Origin of the sequence: Micromonospora sp. NPDC092111, from assembly GCF_044755745.1 — a bacterium.
Taxonomy (GTDB): Bacteria; Actinomycetota; Actinomycetes; order Mycobacteriales; family Micromonosporaceae; genus Micromonospora.
Genome location: NZ_JBIVRQ010000004.1, coordinates 340,888 through 358,189, shown reverse-complemented (window position 1 = coordinate 358,189; position 17,302 = coordinate 340,888). Strand labels below are relative to the sequence as shown.

Genomic DNA, 17,302 nt, shown 5'->3' with positions numbered 1-17,302 from the left:
CCGGCACCGGCGACCCACCCCGGCACCGCCGACCCGAGCAGCTCCGACCGGAGCCGCACCGGCGACCCCGAGCAGCCCAGCGACCGCCCCCGGCGCCACGAACGCCCGGCGGAGGAACCCGTACAGGAGGAACCGATGGACTTCCGGCTCAGCGAGGAACAAGAGGCGCTGCGGGAGAGCGTGCGGGACTTCGCCCGCGAGGTGGTCGCCCCGGTGATCGCCGAGCACTACGAGAAGCACACCTTCCCGTACGAGGTCGTCCGGCAGATGGGCAAGATGGGCCTGTTCGGCCTGCCCTTCGGCGAGCAGCACGGCGGCATGGGCGGCGACTACTTCGCCCTCTGCCTCGCCCTGGAGGAGCTGGCCCGGGTCGACTCCAGTGTGGCGATCACCCTGGAGGCGGCGGTCTCGCTGGGCGCGATGCCGATCTACCGGTTCGGTACGCCCGAGCAGCAGGCCCGCTGGCTGCCGAAGCTGCTCAGCGGTGAGGCGCTGGCCGGCTTCGGGCTGACCGAGCCGGGCACCGGTTCGGACGCCGCCGGCACCCAGACCCGCGCGGTGCTAGACGAGACGACGAACGAGTGGGTGATCAACGGGTCGAAGGCGTTCATCACCAACTCGGGCACCGACATCACCGTTTTGGTCACCGTCACGGCGGTCACCGACGTCCGGCCGGACGGCTCGAAGGAGCTGTCCACCATCATCGTCCCGTCGGGTACCCCCGGGTTCACCGTCGCGCCCGGCTATTCCAAGGTCGGCTGGACCGCCTCGGACACCCACGAACTGACCTTCGACGACTGCCGGGTGCCGGCGGAGAACCTGCTCGGCGAGCGGGGCCGGGGCTTCGCCCAGTTCCTGCGGATCCTCGACGAGGGCCGGATCGCCATCGCCGCGCTCGCCGTCGGCCTGGCCCAGGGCTGCGTCGACGAGTCGATCAGGTACGCGAAGGAGCGCGAGGCGTTCGGCCAGCCGATCGGCAACTACCAGGCGATCCAGTTCAAGATCGCCGACATGGAGCTGAAGGCGCACACCGCCCGGCTGGCCTACTACGACGCCGCCGCGCGGATGCTCGCCGGTGAGCCGTTCAAGCGGCAGGCGGCGATCGCCAAGCTGCACGCCAGCACCGTCGCGGTGGACAACGCCCGGGAGGCCACCCAGATCCACGGCGGCTACGGCTTCATGAACGAGTACCCGGTGGCCCGGTTCTGGCGGGACTCCAAGATCCTGGAGATCGGCGAGGGCACCTCCGAGGTGCAGCGCATGATCATCGCCCGCGACCTGGGCATGTGAGGTAACCGGCCCCGCCGCACCGGTTGCGGCGGGGGCCGCCGGTTTGTCGGATATCCGCAGCCCGCCGTCGGCTGGCCGACGCAGGGCTGCCCGGCGTCGTATCCCGTCCGTACCCTTCCTGCCCATGACTCCGGATCATGATCATCTGTCCGGCTCGGGTGGTCGTACCCCGATCGGGGAGCTGGTGCGGACGCACCGGCTGGCCGCCGGCCTCACCCAGGCCGAGCTGGCCGAGCTGGCCGGGGTCGGCGTGCGGACGGTCCGTGACCTGGAGAACGGTCGGTCCCACCGGCCGCAGCGCACCACCGCCGAACTGGTCGCCGGCGCGCTCGGCCTGACCGGCGCGGCCCGCGCCGGCTTTCTCGCCAGTGCCCGGGGCCGGGCCGCCGGCCCGACCGCCGCCGGGGTCCCGCCCCGACCGGCCGCCGCCGGGCCCGCCGCCCGGGACCCCGACCTCCCGGGTACGCCGATCGCGCTGCCGCCCCCGGTCGAGCTGATCGGCCGCGAGCGGGAACTGGCCGAGCTGGCCGGGCTGCTGACCGGCGACGGCTGGCCGCCGGTGCTGAGCCTGGTCGGGCTGGCCGGCGTCGGCAAGACGGCGCTGGCCCTGGCGGTGGCGCACGAGGTGGCCGACGCCCACCCGGGCGGGGTGGCCGGGGTGCTGGTCGGCGAGGGTTCCGACGCCGCCGACGTGCTCGGCGCGGTCTGTGCGGTGCTGGGCGCGGCCCGCCTCGCCGAGCTGGCCGCCCGACTCCGGGGTCGACCGGCGCTGCTGCTGGTGGACGCGGTCGAGCGGGCCCCGGATTCGGTGGCCGAGGCGCTGCACCGGCTGGTGGGGGTGGTACCCGCCCTGCGAGTGGTGGTGACCGGCCGCCACCCGGTCGGCTTCCCCGGCGAACTGGTCCGCCCGGTGGCGCCGCTGGAGGTGCCACCGGCCGATCTGGTCGACCCGGACGAGGTCGCCCGGTGGCCGGCGGCGGCGCTCTTCACCGCCCGGCTCACCCGGGTCCGCCGGGAGCCACCCGACCCGGCCGAGCTGCCCGCCCTCACCGCGCTGGTCCGCCGGCTGGACGGACTGCCGCTGGCGATCGAGCTGATGGCGGCCCGGGGCCGGATTCTCGACCTGCCCGAACTGCTCGACCGGTACGGCGACCGGGTCCTCGACCTGGCCGGTCCGGACCTGGGCGGGCGCGGCTGGGAGGCGGCCCAGCCGGCCGGACCCGCCGAGCGTCCCCGCGCGGCGGTGGCGGTGACCCTGCGCGAGGCGGTGGCGACCAGCTACCGGCTGCTGGCCGGCGGGGAGCAGGCCGCGCTGCGCCGGCTGTCGGTCTTCGCCAACCGCTGGTCGGTGGAGCTGGCCGAGGAGGTCCTCGCCGACGAGGTTGACCGGGACGGCGCGGTGCTGGTCGACCCGGTGCCGCTGCTGGACCGGCTGGTCGAGTTGGGCCTGCTCAGCGTCCGGGGTGCCGGGCCGTTCCGGTTCCGCCTGCTCGACGCGGTCCGGGAGTTCGCCGCCGAGCAGGCCGCCGGCCGGGGCGAGCTGACGGCGGCCCGTCGCCGGCACGCGGTGGTGATCGCCCGGTTGGTCACCCGGACCGCACCGGACCTGGTCGGGGCGCGGCTGTCCGCCGCGGTACGCCAGCTCGACGAGGCGACCAGCGACATCAGCGCGGCGCTGGCACACGCCGCCACCGACGACCCGCTCACCGCGCTGCACCTGGCGGCGTCGCTGACCCGCTGGTGGCGGATGCGGGGGCGGGACGTCACCGGCCGGCAGTGGCTGCGTCGGCTGCTCGCGGATCCGCGTACCGCCGACGCCGATCCGGTGCTGCGGGCCTGGGCGCTGCTCGGGGTGGCCCGGCTGGCCGCCGAGCACGGCGCGGCGGCGCAGGAGCTGCCCGCCGTCCGGGCCGCGCTCGCCGTGTTCACCGCGCGCGGCGACGTGACCGGCGAGTTGGAGGGGCGGACCGTCCTGGGCGGGCTGCTGGTCGCCACCGGCGGGCACGACGAGGCGGCCGAGCAGGCGTACGCGGTGCTGACCCTGGCCACCCGGCACGGCCGGGTACGCGACACGGCGGTCGCCCAGAACAACCTGACCTGGCACGAGATCCGCCTCGGCGACCTGCCTGCGGCCCGCCGCCGGCTGGCCTCGGTCGACCGGTTGGCCGCCCAGCTCGGGGAGCGCCGGCTGCGCCTGCTGGCCCGGGCCAACCTGGCCGAGGTGGCCCGGTTGGAGGGCCGGTACGCGGACGCGGTGGACCAGGGCCGACGGGTGGTCGCGGTGCTGTCCGGGGTGGGTGACCCGGGGCACCGCCGACGGGTGCTCGGCACGGTGGGGCTGGCGCTGGCCCGGTCCGGCCGGGCCGACGAGGCCGCCGAGGTGCTCGCCGAGCTGCGCTGCGACGGTCATCCGAATGCCGGGTCGCCGTCACCCCGGACGGCCGTCGAGGCGGTCGGCGCGGCGGTGCACGGCACCCGCCCCGGCCCGGCGGGGACGGTCCGGCCGGAGGAGGGGGTGTGCGCGTTGATCGAGGGCACGGTGGCGCTGCACCGGGGGGACCGGGAGTTGGCGGCCGAGTGGTTCACGGTGGCGGCGGCCGCCGGGGCCGCCGGCCAGGACCGGCGGGACGTGGTCGAGGCGCTGGTCGGGCTGGCCGCGAGCACCGGCTCCGCCGAGGTACGGGAGCACCTGGACCGGGTCTGCCGACGGAGTGGGATCCGGTTGCTACCGGACGAGGAGGCGCTGCTGGGCGCGGTGGTGGGGCCGGGCGACGGCGTGGGTCCACCCGAGCCACCGACGGACCCGGCCGCCCGCTGACGACAGGCCCGCGTCGGGTGGCCGCGGACCCGGGCTGGTTGGCGACGGACCCAGGTCGGCGGAGGCGCGGAGGTGCGGGGGTGGCGGAGGTGCGGGGGTGGCGGAGGTGCGGGGTCGGCGGAGGCGCGGGGGTGGCGCGAGCGATGAAGCCCCCTGGTGACACCCCTTGCTCAATCGCTCGCGCCGGCACCCCCCGGTGCTCCCCCGCGCGGAACGAAGGCTAACCAGGCTGCTCGTCCGTTTTGTGGGCATCGGCGAGCTTGCGTCCGGTGGGTGTGCCCGGTTCTGCCGGTTGTTCTGCCGGTGTCTCAGCAGGTGGTCGCCGGCTCGCCGGACGGGGCCGAGTCGGTGCTGCCGGCGGTCGCCCCCGGGTGGACGGCGTCCCGCACCCGGCGCAGGCCGTCCAGCACGACGGCGAGGGTGTCGGGTTCGAGTTGGCCGGTGAACCACTGCTCGATGATCCGCAGGTGGCCGGGGAGGGCCTCGTCGAGCCGCTTCAGCCCGGCGGGCGTGACCACCGCGTACGAGCTGCGGCGGTCGGCGGGGCAGGCCCGTCGGCGGAGCAGCCCGTCGCGCTCCATCCGGTCCACCACCCGGGTGACGCCGCTGGTGGAGAGGGAGGTCTGGGCGGCCAGGTCGGTCATCCGTAACTGGTTGCCCGGGGAGCGGGCGAGGCGCATCAGCACCTCGAACTCCACCGCGGAGAGGCCGTGCTCCTCGTGCTGCGCGGCGAACCGGGCCGACAGCCCGGCGTACGCCTCGACGAGAAGGCCGACGGCGGTGATCCGGGGGTCGCCGAACACGTTCTGGTCCACCGGGCCATCCTAGCAGTGCTTGACAGAGGGAATATTGCTGTGACTATAGTTGCTCAGTCAGTCGTTGGGCTACTAAACAATTCTCCTCTGGAGGGCAGCTTCATGACCAGCACCGAGTCGGTTACCCGCGACTGGGAGGGGCTCACCATCCCCGCCGCCGGCACCTACCTGCTGGACGCCGCGCACAAGCGGGTGGGCTTCGTCGCCCGGCACATGATGGTCAGCAAGGTGCGCGGCGAGTTCGCCGAGGCGACCGCCACCATCACCGTCGCCGACGACCCGCTGCAGTCCTCGGTGTCCGCCACCATCCAGGCGGCCAGCATCAACACCGCCCAGGCCGACCGCGACGGTCACCTGCGCGGCGCCGACTTCCTCGACGTCGAGCAGTTCCCGACGGTGGAGTACCGGAGCACCGGCGTCAAGTCCCGCGACGGCAACGAGTTCGTCCTCCTCGGCGAACTGACCATCAAGGGTGTCACCCGCCAGGTCGAGCTGGAGGTCGAGTTCGAGGGCGTCGGCCGGACCCCGTTCGGCACCGACGTGTTCGGCTTCACCGCCGCCACCGAGATCGACCGGGAGGACTTCGGTCTCACCTGGAACGTCGCCCTGGAGACCGGTGGCGTGCTGGTCGGCAAGAAGATCAAGATCGAGATCGAGGGCGAGGCCATCCGCCAGGCCTGAGCCACCCCTGCCGCCGAGGCCCCCGCTTCCCCTGACGCGGGGGCCTCGGCGCGTCGGGTGCGAATTGTCACGGGTTGTTTGTGGGTTGTCCCGGTGCCGGTGAACGGCCGCTGGGTAGAGATGGCCGGAGCGCGTACCCGGCGGGGCTCTGGCCCTGGCCCGGTGAGCGCTTCTACCGTGATGGTTCACCACCCGCGCCGGGACGGCACCGTCCCGCGCGTCTCACCCCGGGAGGACACATGGGCAAGGACGTCGAGCAGGGCGCCTTCTCCCGGGAGGACCGGGTCCGCTACCGGCAGAAGGTCCGGCGGTGCCTGGACGTCTTCGCGCTGATGCTGGACGACTTCGGCTTCGACGCCGACCGGCCGATGACCGGCCTGGAGATCGAACTCAACCTGATGGACCCGGACGCCGAGCCGGCGATGCGCAACGAGGAGATCCTCGCCGCGATCGCCGACCCGCTCTTCCAGACCGAACTGGGGCAGTTCAACCTCGAACTGAACGCCGCGCCCCGGCTGATCGAGGGGACCGGCTTCGCCGACTACGAGCGGGACCTGCGCAGCAGCCTGACCCGGGCCGACGAACGGGCGGCGAAGTCGGACGCCCGGATCGTCATGGTCGGCATCCTGCCCACCCTGACCGCGCGTCACCTGGTGGCCGACAACCTCTCCACCAACGAGCGGTACCGGGTGCTCAACGACCAGATCGTCGGTGCCCGTGGCGAGGACATCGAGCTGGACATCCGAGGTGTGGAACGGCTCCAGACGCACACCGACTCGATCGTGCCCGAGGCCGCCTGCACCAGCCTCCAGTTCCACCTCCAGGTCGCGCCGGACAGCTTCGCCGACTACTGGAACGCCTCGCAGGCCATCGCCGGGGTGCAGGTCGCCGTCGGCGCGAACTCACCGTTCCTCTACGGTCGCCAGCTCTGGGCGGAGACCCGGGTGGCGCTCTTCCAGCAGGCCACCGACACCCGCCCCGACGAACTGAAGGCCCAGGGCGTACGGCCCCGGGTGTGGTTCGGGGAACGCTGGATCACCTCGATCTTCGACCTGTTCGAGGAGAACGTCCGGTACTTCCCGCCGCTGCTGCCGATCTGCGAGGACGAGGACCCGGTCGAGGTGCTGCACGGCGGCGGGGTTCCGCAGTTGTCCGAGCTGCGGCTGCACAACGGCACCGTCTACCGCTGGAACCGCCCGGTCTACGACATCATGAACGGCCGTCCCCACCTGCGGGTGGAGAACCGGGTGCTGCCGGCCGGGCCGACCGTGGTCGACATGCTGGCGAACGCCGCCTTCTACTTCGGGTTGGCGCGCGGGCTGGCCGAGGCGGACCGGCCGATCTGGAGCCAGCTCACCTTCAGCTCCGCCGAGGAGAACTTCCACGCCGCCGCCCGACGGGGCATGGACGCGGTGCTGCACTGGCCCCGGCTCGGCGAGGTGCCGGTGGCCAAGCTGGTCCTGGACACCCTGCTGCCGAAGGCGGCCACCGGGCTGGACCGGTTCGGCGTCGCCCCCGCCGAGCGGGACCGGCTGCTCGGCATCATCGAGCAACGCTGCCGTACCGGCCGCAACGGCGCGGTCTGGCAGACCGAGGCGGTCTGGGCCGCCGAGCGGCACCGCAACCTCGACCGGGGCGCGGCCCTGCACCACATGGCCAACCGGTACGCCGAACTCCAGCGCAGCAACGAGCCCGTGCACACCTGGCCGGTCGACTGATCCACCCGGCCGTCCCGCCGGGGCGGCGGGCCCGGCCTGATGGCAGGGCCGGTCAGCCGGTCCGGCGGCCGGGGCGTGGCTTGGGAACGGTGGCGGTGTCCGGCGGCGGCACCTCGGCCGGCGGGCCGGCGGGCGGGTCCGCCTGCGGGACGGCCGACGACTCGTCGGCCGGCGTCGCGGTCGCGGCGGTGGCCCGGCCCCGACGGACCGGCCTGGCCCGCCCGGTCACCGGCGGCGTCGTCGCCGGGTCGCCCACGGGTCCGGCCCCGGTCGACGCCGACCGGCCGGTGTCGTCGACCGGCCCCGGGCCACCGGCTCCCGGCCGGGCACCGGCCGGACGTCCCGGCCGGTCGTCGCCCCGGTCGGCCAGCGGGTCGGTGCCGGCCGGCAGGTCGTCCAGCTCGCCGGTGCGGGGGTGGGGCACCAGCGGCGTGGACCGGATGGCGGCCCGCCGTTCGGCCCGCTGGGCGAGCGAGGCCACCAGCACCGATCCGGCCGCGCCGACGATCACCGCGTACGGCGCGACGAGGTGGGCCGACACCTGGGCGGGGGAGATCGTCGCCAACCGGGGTACGGCGAGGAAGTAGGCGACCGCGACGAGCAGCGGCCCGGCGGCCCCGGAGACCACCGCACCGAGCCGCAGCTCCGGTGCCCGGGCGGGCCGGCGGGCGGCCAGCGCGCCGATCAGCAGCGCCGAACCCAGGGCGAGCAGCGCGCCCGGCCAGTAGAGGTGGTCCCGCAACCAGAACCGGGGACTGTCGTGCGCGATCTGCCAGATGCCGAGCTGGGCGCTGGTCAGCCCGCGACCGGCGAGCACCCCGTCGACGACCGACACCACGGCCAGCAGCCAGAGCCAGCCGACGGTGGCGATCACGTTGTTCGCGGCGGCCCGCGAGTGCAGCGTCCAGACCGTCACGACCAGCCCGACCAGCACCCCGACGCCGGCATAGCCGGCCGCCACGGTCTGCGGTGAGAAGGTGTCCGGCACGGTGGCGGCCCGGGACGGCACCGCGACCAGCAGCACCGTGATCAGCGCGCCGACCGCGCCCGCCACGGCGAGGGTGACCCGGTGCAGGGTGCCACCGGCGACGACGTTCCCGCCGCGTTCGTGCAGCCGCTGCGCGCAGACCGCCCCGGCGATCGTGGAGACGGCGGCGATCCAGGTCGCCCAGGCGAGGCTGGCGAACCAGGACGCCTCGGTGGCCCCGGCGTCGACCGGGGCCCAGTTGACGATGCCCAGGCCGTAGCCGAAGCCCAGTTGTGCGGCACCCACGCCGGCGGCGACGCCGACGGCGGTGGCCACCGATCCTCCCCAGCCCCGTCCAGCCATGCCGGGGACTGTAGCGTCCCCTGATCGGAGCGGCGAGTCCTACGACCACCGGACCACGCACGGTGACCGGTGGGCGGCGGCCGGTACCGTCGCCGGTGACGAGGCGGGGGAGTGCGATGAACGACCAGTACACCGAAGCGGACACGCCGGAACACGGCCGGCCGGGCCGGGCGACCGTGCTGCTCGGCGGGGCGCTGGCGACGGTCCTGCTGGCCGCCGTCGGCGGGACCGTCGGGTGGGTGCTGGCCGACCCCGGCGAGCCGGCCACCGATCCCTCGTCGGTCGCCGCGCCCACCTCGTCCCCCGCCGGCCCGACCGGGCAGCCGACCACCTCCCGGCCGACGGCCGCACGGACCACCACCCCGCCCGCGCCACCCGTCGGCGGCGGGCTGACCGTGCCACCCCTGGTCGGCCTGGACTTCGAGAAGGCCCGCGACGAACTGCACGACCGCAGACTCGGCTGGCGGTTGGTGTTCGGGACCGGTAGCGGCAGGGCGGTGACGGGCACCGTGCCGGCGGCGGGTACGCCGGTCCGGCCGGGCACCTCGGTACGGGTGCTGGTCAGCGGGCCGGCTCCCGAGGTGGACGTGCCCGACATGGTCGGCGAGGACTGCGCGGAGGCCGCCGACGAGTTGGGTGAGCGCGGGTTGTTCCCCGACTACCCCACCGGCCGGCGTGGCAAGGTCACCGCCCAGGTGCCCGCCGCCGACACGACCGCGCACTGGAACGACCAGGTCGCCATCTCCTGTGAAACCGGGAAGAAGAAGACCTCCGAGGCGCCGCCGCCGCCGTGACGGGCGGGTCGCCGCGCTGGTCCCGGTGGATGGTGACCCCGGCCGTTACCTTGGACGGTCGAGGGCCACGACGCCCGCCCGGTGGCGAGAGGACGTGCGATGAGCGACGACCGCCAGGAGCCACCCGCCGACGAGACCCGTCCGCTGCCCCGGTCCGACGACGCGACGCGCCCACTGCCCCGGTCCGACGGCCCGTCCCGTCCGTCGCCGACTGACGACGCGACCCGACCACTGCCGGCGCACCCCCACGACCCGTCCCACCCGTCGCCGTCCGGCGACGCGACGCGTCCGTTGCCACCGACCGGCGGGGCGGCCCACGCCGAGCCGACCGGGGCACCGGTGTGGTCGGGTCGGGCCGGGGTGCCGCCGCCGCGCCCGGCGGAGCCCGGGGAACCGGCCGAGTGGTACGGCGAGGAGCAGCGCGGCCGGCGCTGGTGGACACCGATCCTGCTGGGCGTCCTCGCGCTGCTGCTGTTCGGGCTGCTCGGCACCGGACTCTGGCTGGCCCTGCGGGCGGCGGACTCCCCGCCGGACGAGACACCGCCGCCGACCGTCGCCCCGACCACCGGCGGCGCCCCGACCACCGGCGCGCCGACCACCGCCGCCCCGACCACCGGGCCGCCGAGTTCCCCGCCGACGACCGGCGCGGCGGCCCAGATCCCGGTGCCGCCCCTGGTCGGGCTCTCCCGGGCCACCGCGCAGACCCTGCTGGGCCGGCTCGGCCTGTCGTACCGGGTGGCGACGCGGGAGTCGGATCAACCGCCGGGCACGGTCCTGGCGACCGATCCGGGGACCGGCGAGCTGGTCTCGCCGGGTGACGAGGTGACCCTGGTGGTGGCCGCTGCGGCGTCGCCGTCGCCGACCCCGACCGGCACCCGCACCGGCACGCCGACACCCGAGGTCAGTCCCACCGGGTGACCGGCGGCGTCACCACATCCGGCGTTTCGTGCCGACCAGGCCCAGACCGGCCAGCGAGATGGCCAGGCCGAGCAGGCCGGAGTAGAACAGCGACTGGGCGACGGTCTGCGGGCCGCCCGACGGGTGTCGGGGGTCGGCGAGCGCGGAGCCGCCGCCGGTGCCCTGCTGCGGAGTGGTCGAGCCCGGTGCGTTCCGGCCAGGGCCGGCCAGCGGGTCGTCGCCGGTCGCCCGGCCGTACAGGTCGTCGGCCGGTAGCGCCCGATCCTGCGATGCGCTGCCCGGGTCTGGTGGCGGGGCGTCGCCCCCCTCGACCACGGTGATCTCGGGGGCCGGCACCGGTTCGGCGAGCCGGGTGGCCGACTCGGCCGGGTAGCGCACCACCACCACGAGGGCGGTGACGGCGCCGACCAGCGCCAGCAACCCGAAGGCGTATCCGATGCGGGACCTGTGGTGCCGCCGCGCGGCGGGCAGATTGACCATGGCCATCCCAGGTTCAGGGTCCGGGACGCGCGGGGTGGAGACGTTTGCCGGGGTGGGCGTACCGATTCTATGGCGGCGGTACGCCCACCGGCCGGGTATTCGCGGGTCAGCCCACCGCCACCGGGGAGCGGTTGACCGGCCGGCGCTGCTGCCGCACGGTGTGCGGGCGAGGCACCGGTGCGGCCCGGAGCTGCTCCAGGCCGGCCTCCTGGACGAAGATCGACCGCCGGCTGACCGCGTCCCCCGCCGCGTTCAACTCGTAGCCGTCGAGCCAGAGCCAGCCGTCGTAGGTCGGCCAGTCGAGCACTCGGATCACCCGGAAGGTGATCGGTCTGAGGAACTGGACACTCGCCGCGCGAGTCACGTGCAGTACGTCACCAGAGCGGGGAAGCACATGGGCTCCTGGAGGGTATGGCCGGCGTCGTGGGTCGGCCGGTGCGGAACAGGGGACGTGGTGCGGGGCCCGGCGGCGGGGTCGTGCCTCGTGGACCGGCGGATCCGTGTGTGGTGGCCGGGCCGTACCCGCTGGTGGCGGACCGCCACCCGACCATCACCCGGCTGCTCCCGGGTGGTACCGCTCCCGCCGCCACAGCCATCCGGCGTGCAGCGGCGAGGTCTTCAACCCGGGGCAGGTCTGGATGTCGCAGTGGGACCGGCCCGCCCGACCGTCGCGCCGGAACCGGTGCGTTGATCACACCGGGGAAGCTTCCGGAGACGGTGGGTGACCCGAGTCATACGGACAGAGTGCATCAGCGTTGTGCTTCATGCAAGTTGCACGTCGACTTTTGCCGATACGCGAGCGCGACACGCAAACCCGGCGCTTGATGACGCCGACCCCGGGGCGGCACACTGGACGCCGGTTTCGCCCGACGCGGCCGGTCGACGACCGGCACCACCCCTGCCGCGAACGATCGCCCCGCCGTTCGTCGGTCGCGCCTTCGGCGGGTGTCGACGCAGGCGCGATCGACCGGAGGTAACCGGGTGAGCGCGAGAAACCAGCGTTCCCTACCAGCGGCCCACGGAGTGGCGCCGTGAGCGAGCGGCGCAGCCCCACCATCCGGCGTCGCCGGTTGGGGGCCGAACTGCGCCGTCAGCGGGAGACGGCCGGCATCACCATAGAGGCCGTCGCCGAGCAGTTGGAGTGTTCCGCCTCCAAGGTCTCCCGGATCGAGACCGGTCACACCTCGGCGACCCCACGCGACGTCCGGGACATGCTCCGGATCTACGGCGTGGTGGGCGCGGAGAGCGACGAGCTGGTGCAGATCGCCCGGGAGGCGCGGCAGAAGGGGTGGTGGCACCCCTACAGCACCGTGCTCGTCGGGGCGTACGTCGGATTGGAGGCCGCGGCCAGCACGATCCGCGCGTACGAGCAGCAGGTCGTCCCCGGCCTGCTGGAGACCGAGGAGTACGCCAGCGCCATGATCCGGGCGGCCCGTCCGGACTTCACCGCCGACCAGGTGCATCAGCGGGTGCGTGTCCGACTGGGCCGTCAGTCGTTGTTGACCCAGGACGATCCGGTCGATCTGTGGGTGGTGCTCGATGAGGCGGTGTTGAGTCGGCCGGTTGGCGGCGACGCGGTGATGCGTGGCCAGCTCAAGCGGTTGGTGGAGGTGGCCGAACTGCCGAACGTGACGTTGCAGGTCCTGCCCTTCGAGGTGGGGGCGCACGCCGGCATGGACGGGACCTTCACGATCCTCAGCTTCCCCGAACCGGGTGATCCCGATGTGGTGTACGCGGAGAACGCCACGGGTGGGCTCTTCCTGGAGAAGAGCGACGAGCTACAGAAGTACAGCTTCATCTTCGATCACATTCGAGCAGCGGCCATCCGACCGGAGGAATCCATCGCACACATCGCAGAACTGGCAGAGGAGCCGTTGTGGAAATGGCGACCAAGAGGTTCCCCGTGGACCTGACGCAGGCGACATGGTTCAAGAGCTCGAAAAGCGGGCCGAACTGTGACAACTGCGTCGAGGTGGCGTACGTGATCGGGGCGATCGGGGTACGGGACTCCAAGGACAAGACGGGTCCCGCCCTGGTCTTCGCCCCAGGGGAATGGCACGCCTTCGTCGCCGACGCCCGGAACGGCGCGTTCGGCCAGCACTGACCAACGCAGTGTGGCGTTGACCGGCGGGCCGGTCGGGGACACTCCCGGCCGGCCCGTCGCCAGTTGGGCCCCGTGTCGTTGTACTCCTCGGTACGGCGCTGGTCGACGACCCGCGCCCGGATCGGCAACCGAGCGAGGCAGGCGAGACGGATGACGACGATCGGTTCAGACAACCTCACCAACGGCCCGGGCAAGAGCGAACGGTTCGGCGGCAAGTACCGCGGCGCGCGGCGGGACTCCGTGCTGACCGAGGTCGTGTCCACCGACACCGAACTCGGGCGGGACAGCGCCGCCGCCGCGCCGGAGCAGGCCGGGCCGCCGCTGTCACTGCCCTCCCTCGACCCGAACCCGCTCACCGAGCCGTCGTTCCCGCCGGCCGGCTGGCCGCTGGAGCCCACCGAGTCGCTGGTCGACCACCCGCTGCTGCGCGGGCTGCTGCTGGAGTTGCCGCCGAAGGGGAGCGTCCCGCCGCCCGGCTGGCTGGACCGGTGGTTCGAGGCGACCCGGGCGATCCTGGAGCTGCTATACGTGCAGGGAGCCGGCCGCGGCAGGTGACGCGGGCAGTCCGGCCAGCGCCGGGGCCGCCGGCGGCAGCGTCCGTTCGGCGAGCCGGTTGTGCCGCAGCCCGTGGCGTACCCCGATCGCGAGGACGGCGAGCCCGCCGCCGGTGAGCGCGACGCCGGTGACACCGGGGTCGGTGGTGAGGTCCAGGCCGGCGGCGGCGAGTAGGCCCGGCACGGTGGCCAGGGCGGTCACCTGCAACGGCAGGCCGATCAGCGGGTGGCCGGCGGCGGCCCGCAGGCCGTACGGCGCGGGTGTCTCCGGCGCGGCGGTGAACGCGCCCGCGCCGGCCCGCAGCCGGCGTACCCGACGCCAGGTGCAGACCGCCACCGCGAGCGCCGGGACGGCCACCAGCGGGAGTTGGGCGGCGGCCCGGTCCACCGGGGTGTTCCCGGCGCTGGTCAGGCCGGCGGCCAGCACCGCCGCCGTCAGGGCGAGGCCGGTCGCGGTCAGGGCGAGCAACCATCCGGTACGCCGCCGGAGGGCGCGGGCGCGGTCCAACCGGGGCAGTCCGTCCGCCACGACGCCGGCGGCGAGCCAGACCGCGGCGATCGGCAGCAGCACGAGGAGATGGCCATCCATGCGCCCAGCCTTGCCCAGAACGGCGTCCGGCGAATCCGGGCGCGGCCCCTGTTCGACCCCGACCCGTCCCGTAGGGGTTCCGGCGTACCGGATCCGGACGGTCCGAAGTGGACCGGGTCAGACCGCGAAGCTGGCCGGACGCTCGGTGGCCGGCGCGGGGGGCCTCGCCTTCCACAGGCCGGTCTTCTGGCCGGCGAGGCGGGTCAGGTAGGCCGGGTTGAGGATGACGTACCGGCGCCAGAGCCGCTTCGGCTCCAGGCCGAGCCGCCAGAACCACTCCAGGCCGGCCCGCTGCATCCACGGCGGCGGCTGCCGGAGCAGGCCGGCGTGGTAGTCGAAGGCCGCGCCCACCGCCATCTGCGGCATGTCCAGCAGTGGCCGCATCGCGTAGGTGAAGATCTCCTGCCGGGGGCAGCCCAGGCCGACCAGGACGAGCCGGGCGCCGCTGGCCTTGATCCGGTCGGCGATCTCGACGTCCTCGCCGGGCTGCACCGCGCGGAACTTCGACGGCTCCACCCCGGCGATCTTCAGGGCCGGGAACATCCGCTCCAGCGCCGGGATCAGCTTGGCCAGGGTCTCCTCGGTCGAGCCGTACAGGTAGACCGGCAGCCCCTCCTCGGCGAAGCGGCGCAGCACGTGCAGGGTGAGCGTCGGGCCGTAGACCCGGTCCGACAGGCCGGCGTGGTGCAGCAGGTTGAGCGCCCAGCGGACCGGCTGACCGTCCGGGGTGACCACGTCGAAGGAGTTGAGCCGGGCGTTGTGCGCCGGGTCGAGCACCCCGGTCATCACGCCGTGCACGGCCAGCGCGGTCAGCGCCAGCGGACGCCGCTGGTGGGCCGCCGCGACGACCTGCTCGGTCGCCGAGGCGTAGTCGGTGGCGTCGACCAGGACGCCGAGGATGTTCCGTTTGCCCTGCCCGGTCATGCTCCCGGCACCCACTTGTCGACGTTCGCCTCGTAGGTCTCCCGCATGATCATCGGCACATCGTAGACCTGCTTCCAGTCCGGGTAGTCGGCCTGGAACGCCTCGTTCGAGCCGATCCACCACTTGTGGTCGCCGACCCGGTTCGCCTCGACGTACTCGGAGATCATCTCCTGGCCGGTGATCTGCTCGGCCAGCGTGAACGCCTCCCGCATCGAGGTGTTGGAGTGCCGACCGCCGCCCAGGTTGTAGACGGCCGCCGAGCGCGGGGCGCGGAAGAACGCCTCGAACGCCGACACCACGTCCGAGCTGTGGATGGCGTCCCGGACCTGCTTGCCCTGGTAGCCGAAGATCTTGTACGTGCGGCGTTCCATGTTGGCCCGCATGACGTACGCCAGGAAGCCGTGCAGTTCGGTCGCCGAGTGCGCCGGGCCGGTCAGCGTGCCGCCCCGGAAACAGGCCGTCCGCATGTCGAAGTAGCGGCCGTACTCCTGCACCATCACGTCGGCGGCGACCTTGGAGGCGCCGAAGACCGAGTGCAGGCAGGCGTCGATCGACATGTCCTCGCGGATGCCCTGCTCGTACGGGTGCCCCGGCTCGATCTCCCACCGGGTGTCCAGCTCCACCAGCGGCAGGCTGTTGGGGCGGTCGCCGTAGACCTTGTTGGTCGAGCAGTGGATCACCGGCGCGTCGATGCAGTGCTCGCGCACGTTCTGCAGGATGTTGAGGGTGCCGCCCGCGTTGACGTCGAAGTCGGTGAACGGGTCCCGCACCGCCCAGTCGTGCGAGGGCTGCGCGGCGGTGTGGATCACCACGGCGATGTCCCGGCCGTACCGGGCGAAGAGCTTGGCCAGGGCGTCCCGGTCCCGGATGTCGATGCTGTGGTGCGCGTACGCCGACCCCAGCTCGTCGGTCAGCCGTCGGACGTTCCACGCGGTCGACGCCTCGGCGCCGAAGAACTCCTGCCGCATGTCGTTGTCGATGCCGACCACGTCCAGGCCGAGACCGGCGAAGTGCCGGACCGCCTCGGAACCGATCAGACCGCCCGACCCGGTCACCAACGCGACACTCACACGCCACTCCTGGTCAGTAGGAGGCTGGACAAACCATCGAAGCATAGCGTGACGCCCGACCTGCCCCGATACGACGCGAGGGCCCCGCAAGCTGCGGAGCCCTCGTCGATCTGGTGGGGAAGGGGGGAGTTGAACCCCCACGTCCTTTCGGACACACGGACCTGAACCGTGCGCGTCTGCCATTCCGCCACTTCCCCGTGGCACGACCTCGAACACTGTAGCTCGCGTCCGGGTCGCCGTCTCCGGCGGACCCCGGACATCCTACCGGGTTCTCGGTCTCGCCTCGACCGGTTACCGTTCTTACGAGCGGTCACCGTTCGTGGCGGACGAAAGAGTAGCACGGTCCGACGGGCGCCTCCGGAGGGGCCGCCGCGCGGCGGCCGAGCGGCGCGCGAGCTGCATGCGCGCCGTCCAGATACCATCATGTCCTCGGGACCCGAGGAGGAGCCGGTGAGCGTGCTGCAACGCTTCGAGAAGCGTCTGGAAGGCCTGGTCGAAGGGGCTTTCGCCAAGGTCTTCAAAGGGGTGGTCCACCCCGTGGAGATCCTCAACGCCATGCAGCGGGAGGCCGAGGCGCACAAGGCGATCCTGGCCGGTGGGCGCACGTTGGTGCCCAACCGCTACGTGATCGATCTCTCGCCGTACGACCACAGTCGGTTGGCGCCGTACGCCGCCGCGCTGGCCCAGGAGCTGGCCCAGTCGCAGGCGGAGTTCATCGGCGAGCAGGCCTGGACGGTCTACGGCGACGTGATCGTCGAGATCGAGCGCGGCGAGGGGCTGGACACCGGCATGTTCCGGGTCACCGCCGAGGTCTACACCGGTGGCGAGGTCGCCCCGGTCTCGTCGCCGGGCGGCTACGACGCCGGCCCGCCGGCGTACCCGTCGTACGACCAGGGCGGCGGCTACGGCCCGCCGCCGGGACACGGCGGCGCCCGCAACGTGCGGCTGGTCTCCGGTGACGGCCGTACCTACCCGTTGCAGATGGGCTCGACCGTGATCGGCCGTGGCGACCAGGCCAACCTGCGCCTGCCGGACGTCGGCATCTCCCGCCGACACGCCCGGCTGGACTTCGACGGCGGCCAGGTCGTGCTGACCGACCTCGGCTCCACCAACGGCACGATGGTCAACGGCCAGCGCGTCTCGGCCGTCGCCCTCAACCCCGGTGACATGATCCAGCTCGGCACCACCACCCTGACCTTCCGCGTGGACGGCTGACC

The 17,302-nt window shown here is 73.6% G+C and carries 17 protein-coding genes and 1 tRNA gene; 10 read left to right on the top strand and 8 right to left on the bottom strand.

The features are described 5' to 3' along the window. Positions 1-135: 135 nt before the first annotated feature. Positions 136-1,290 carry an acyl-CoA dehydrogenase family protein gene (locus ACIQG9_RS12280; protein ID WP_400400855.1) on the top strand — a complete coding sequence of 385 codons (1,155 nt, stop codon included), beginning with the start codon at positions 136-138 and terminating at the stop codon, positions 1,288-1,290. Between the two features lie 124 nt (positions 1,291-1,414). Continuing rightward, positions 1,415-4,108: an ATP-binding protein gene (locus ACIQG9_RS12275; RefSeq protein ID WP_400400853.1), complete on the top strand. Its 2,694-nt coding sequence runs from the start codon at positions 1,415-1,417 to the stop codon at positions 4,106-4,108. Positions 4,109-4,416: 308 nt separating this feature from the next. Here ACIQG9_RS12275 and ACIQG9_RS12270 read toward each other — a convergent pair whose 3' ends face one another. Then, positions 4,417-4,923 (bottom strand): MarR family winged helix-turn-helix transcriptional regulator, encoded by a 507-nt coding sequence (locus ACIQG9_RS12270; protein WP_400400851.1) that lies wholly within the window; start codon positions 4,921-4,923, stop codon positions 4,417-4,419. A gap of 102 nt (positions 4,924-5,025) precedes the next feature. On the opposite strand from ACIQG9_RS12270, the gene ACIQG9_RS12265 reads away from it, so the two are divergent. Together ACIQG9_RS12265 and ACIQG9_RS12260 are read left to right on the top strand one after the other, a co-directional pair. Beyond that, positions 5,026-5,604: a YceI family protein gene (locus ACIQG9_RS12265; RefSeq protein WP_400400849.1), complete on the top strand. Its 579-nt coding sequence runs from the start codon at positions 5,026-5,028 to the stop codon at positions 5,602-5,604. 239 nt (positions 5,605-5,843) lie between these two features. Further along, positions 5,844-7,322, top strand: coding sequence for a glutamate--cysteine ligase (locus ACIQG9_RS12260; RefSeq protein ID WP_400400847.1), 1,479 nt, complete (start codon positions 5,844-5,846; stop codon positions 7,320-7,322). 52 nt (positions 7,323-7,374) lie between these two features. Here ACIQG9_RS12260 and ACIQG9_RS12255 read toward each other — a convergent pair whose 3' ends face one another. Beyond that, a complete protein-coding gene (locus ACIQG9_RS12255) occupies positions 7,375-8,652 on the bottom strand; it encodes a hypothetical protein (RefSeq protein ID WP_400400845.1) in 1,278 nt (425 codons plus the stop codon). A gap of 116 nt (positions 8,653-8,768) precedes the next feature. On the opposite strand from ACIQG9_RS12255, the gene ACIQG9_RS12250 reads away from it, so the two are divergent. Both ACIQG9_RS12250 and ACIQG9_RS12245 read left to right on the top strand, forming a co-directional pair. Continuing rightward, positions 8,769-9,446 (top strand): PASTA domain-containing protein, encoded by a 678-nt coding sequence (locus ACIQG9_RS12250; protein WP_400400843.1) that lies wholly within the window; start codon positions 8,769-8,771, stop codon positions 9,444-9,446. 99 nt (positions 9,447-9,545) lie between these two features. Further along, positions 9,546-10,364 (top strand): PASTA domain-containing protein, encoded by an 819-nt coding sequence (locus ACIQG9_RS12245; RefSeq protein WP_400400838.1) that lies wholly within the window; start codon positions 9,546-9,548, stop codon positions 10,362-10,364. A 9-nt stretch (positions 10,365-10,373) separates the two neighbouring features. Here the strand turns inward: ACIQG9_RS12245 and ACIQG9_RS12240 are convergent, their stop codons facing one another. Then, on the bottom strand, positions 10,374-10,850 hold the full coding sequence (locus tag ACIQG9_RS12240) for a hypothetical protein (RefSeq protein WP_400400836.1): 477 nt from the start codon (positions 10,848-10,850) through the stop codon (positions 10,374-10,376). 100 nt (positions 10,851-10,950) lie between these two features. After that, a complete protein-coding gene (locus tag ACIQG9_RS12235; RefSeq protein ID WP_400400832.1) occupies positions 10,951-11,238 on the bottom strand; it encodes a hypothetical protein in 288 nt (95 codons plus the stop codon). Between the two features lie 637 nt (positions 11,239-11,875). On the opposite strand from ACIQG9_RS12235, the gene ACIQG9_RS12230 reads away from it, so the two are divergent. The 3 genes from ACIQG9_RS12230 to ACIQG9_RS12220 all read left to right on the top strand — a co-directional run bounded on the left by ACIQG9_RS12230 (position 11,876) and on the right by ACIQG9_RS12220 (position 13,503). Beyond that, complete coding sequence (locus ACIQG9_RS12230; RefSeq protein ID WP_400400826.1) at positions 11,876-12,757, top strand: helix-turn-helix domain-containing protein; 882 nt, start codon at positions 11,876-11,878, stop codon at positions 12,755-12,757. Continuing rightward, entirely contained in the window at positions 12,727-12,948 is a 222-nt protein-coding gene (locus ACIQG9_RS12225) for a DUF397 domain-containing protein (protein WP_400400821.1), read from the top strand. The genes ACIQG9_RS12230 and ACIQG9_RS12225 overlap by 31 nt, the downstream gene beginning before the upstream one ends. 150 nt (positions 12,949-13,098) lie before the next feature. Continuing rightward, positions 13,099-13,503: a hypothetical protein gene (locus ACIQG9_RS12220; RefSeq protein WP_400400817.1), complete on the top strand. Its 405-nt coding sequence runs from the start codon at positions 13,099-13,101 to the stop codon at positions 13,501-13,503. Here the strand turns inward: ACIQG9_RS12220 and ACIQG9_RS12215 are convergent. The 4 genes from ACIQG9_RS12215 to ACIQG9_RS12200 form a co-directional block, all read right to left on the bottom strand. Continuing rightward, complete coding sequence (locus ACIQG9_RS12215) at positions 13,471-14,091, bottom strand: hypothetical protein (RefSeq protein WP_400400812.1); 621 nt, start codon at positions 14,089-14,091, stop codon at positions 13,471-13,473. The genes ACIQG9_RS12220 and ACIQG9_RS12215 overlap by 33 nt on opposite strands. Positions 14,092-14,208: 117 nt before the next feature. Beyond that, on the bottom strand, positions 14,209-15,015 hold the full coding sequence (locus ACIQG9_RS12210; protein WP_400400807.1) for a WecB/TagA/CpsF family glycosyltransferase: 807 nt from the start codon (positions 15,013-15,015) through the stop codon (positions 14,209-14,211). Further along, positions 15,012-16,130 (bottom strand): NAD-dependent epimerase/dehydratase family protein, encoded by a 1,119-nt coding sequence (locus ACIQG9_RS12205; RefSeq protein WP_400400803.1) that lies wholly within the window; start codon positions 16,128-16,130, stop codon positions 15,012-15,014. Before ACIQG9_RS12205 ends, ACIQG9_RS12210 begins: the two co-directional genes overlap by 4 nt. 66 nt (positions 16,131-16,196) lie before the next feature. Beyond that, a tRNA-Leu gene (locus tag ACIQG9_RS12200) sits at positions 16,197-16,282 on the bottom strand. A 226-nt stretch (positions 16,283-16,508) separates the two neighbouring features. Here ACIQG9_RS12200 and ACIQG9_RS12195 point away from each other — a divergent pair. Next, positions 16,509-17,300, top strand: coding sequence for an FhaA domain-containing protein (locus ACIQG9_RS12195; protein WP_400400799.1), 792 nt, complete (start codon positions 16,509-16,511; stop codon positions 17,298-17,300). Positions 17,301-17,302: the final 2 nt, after the last annotated feature.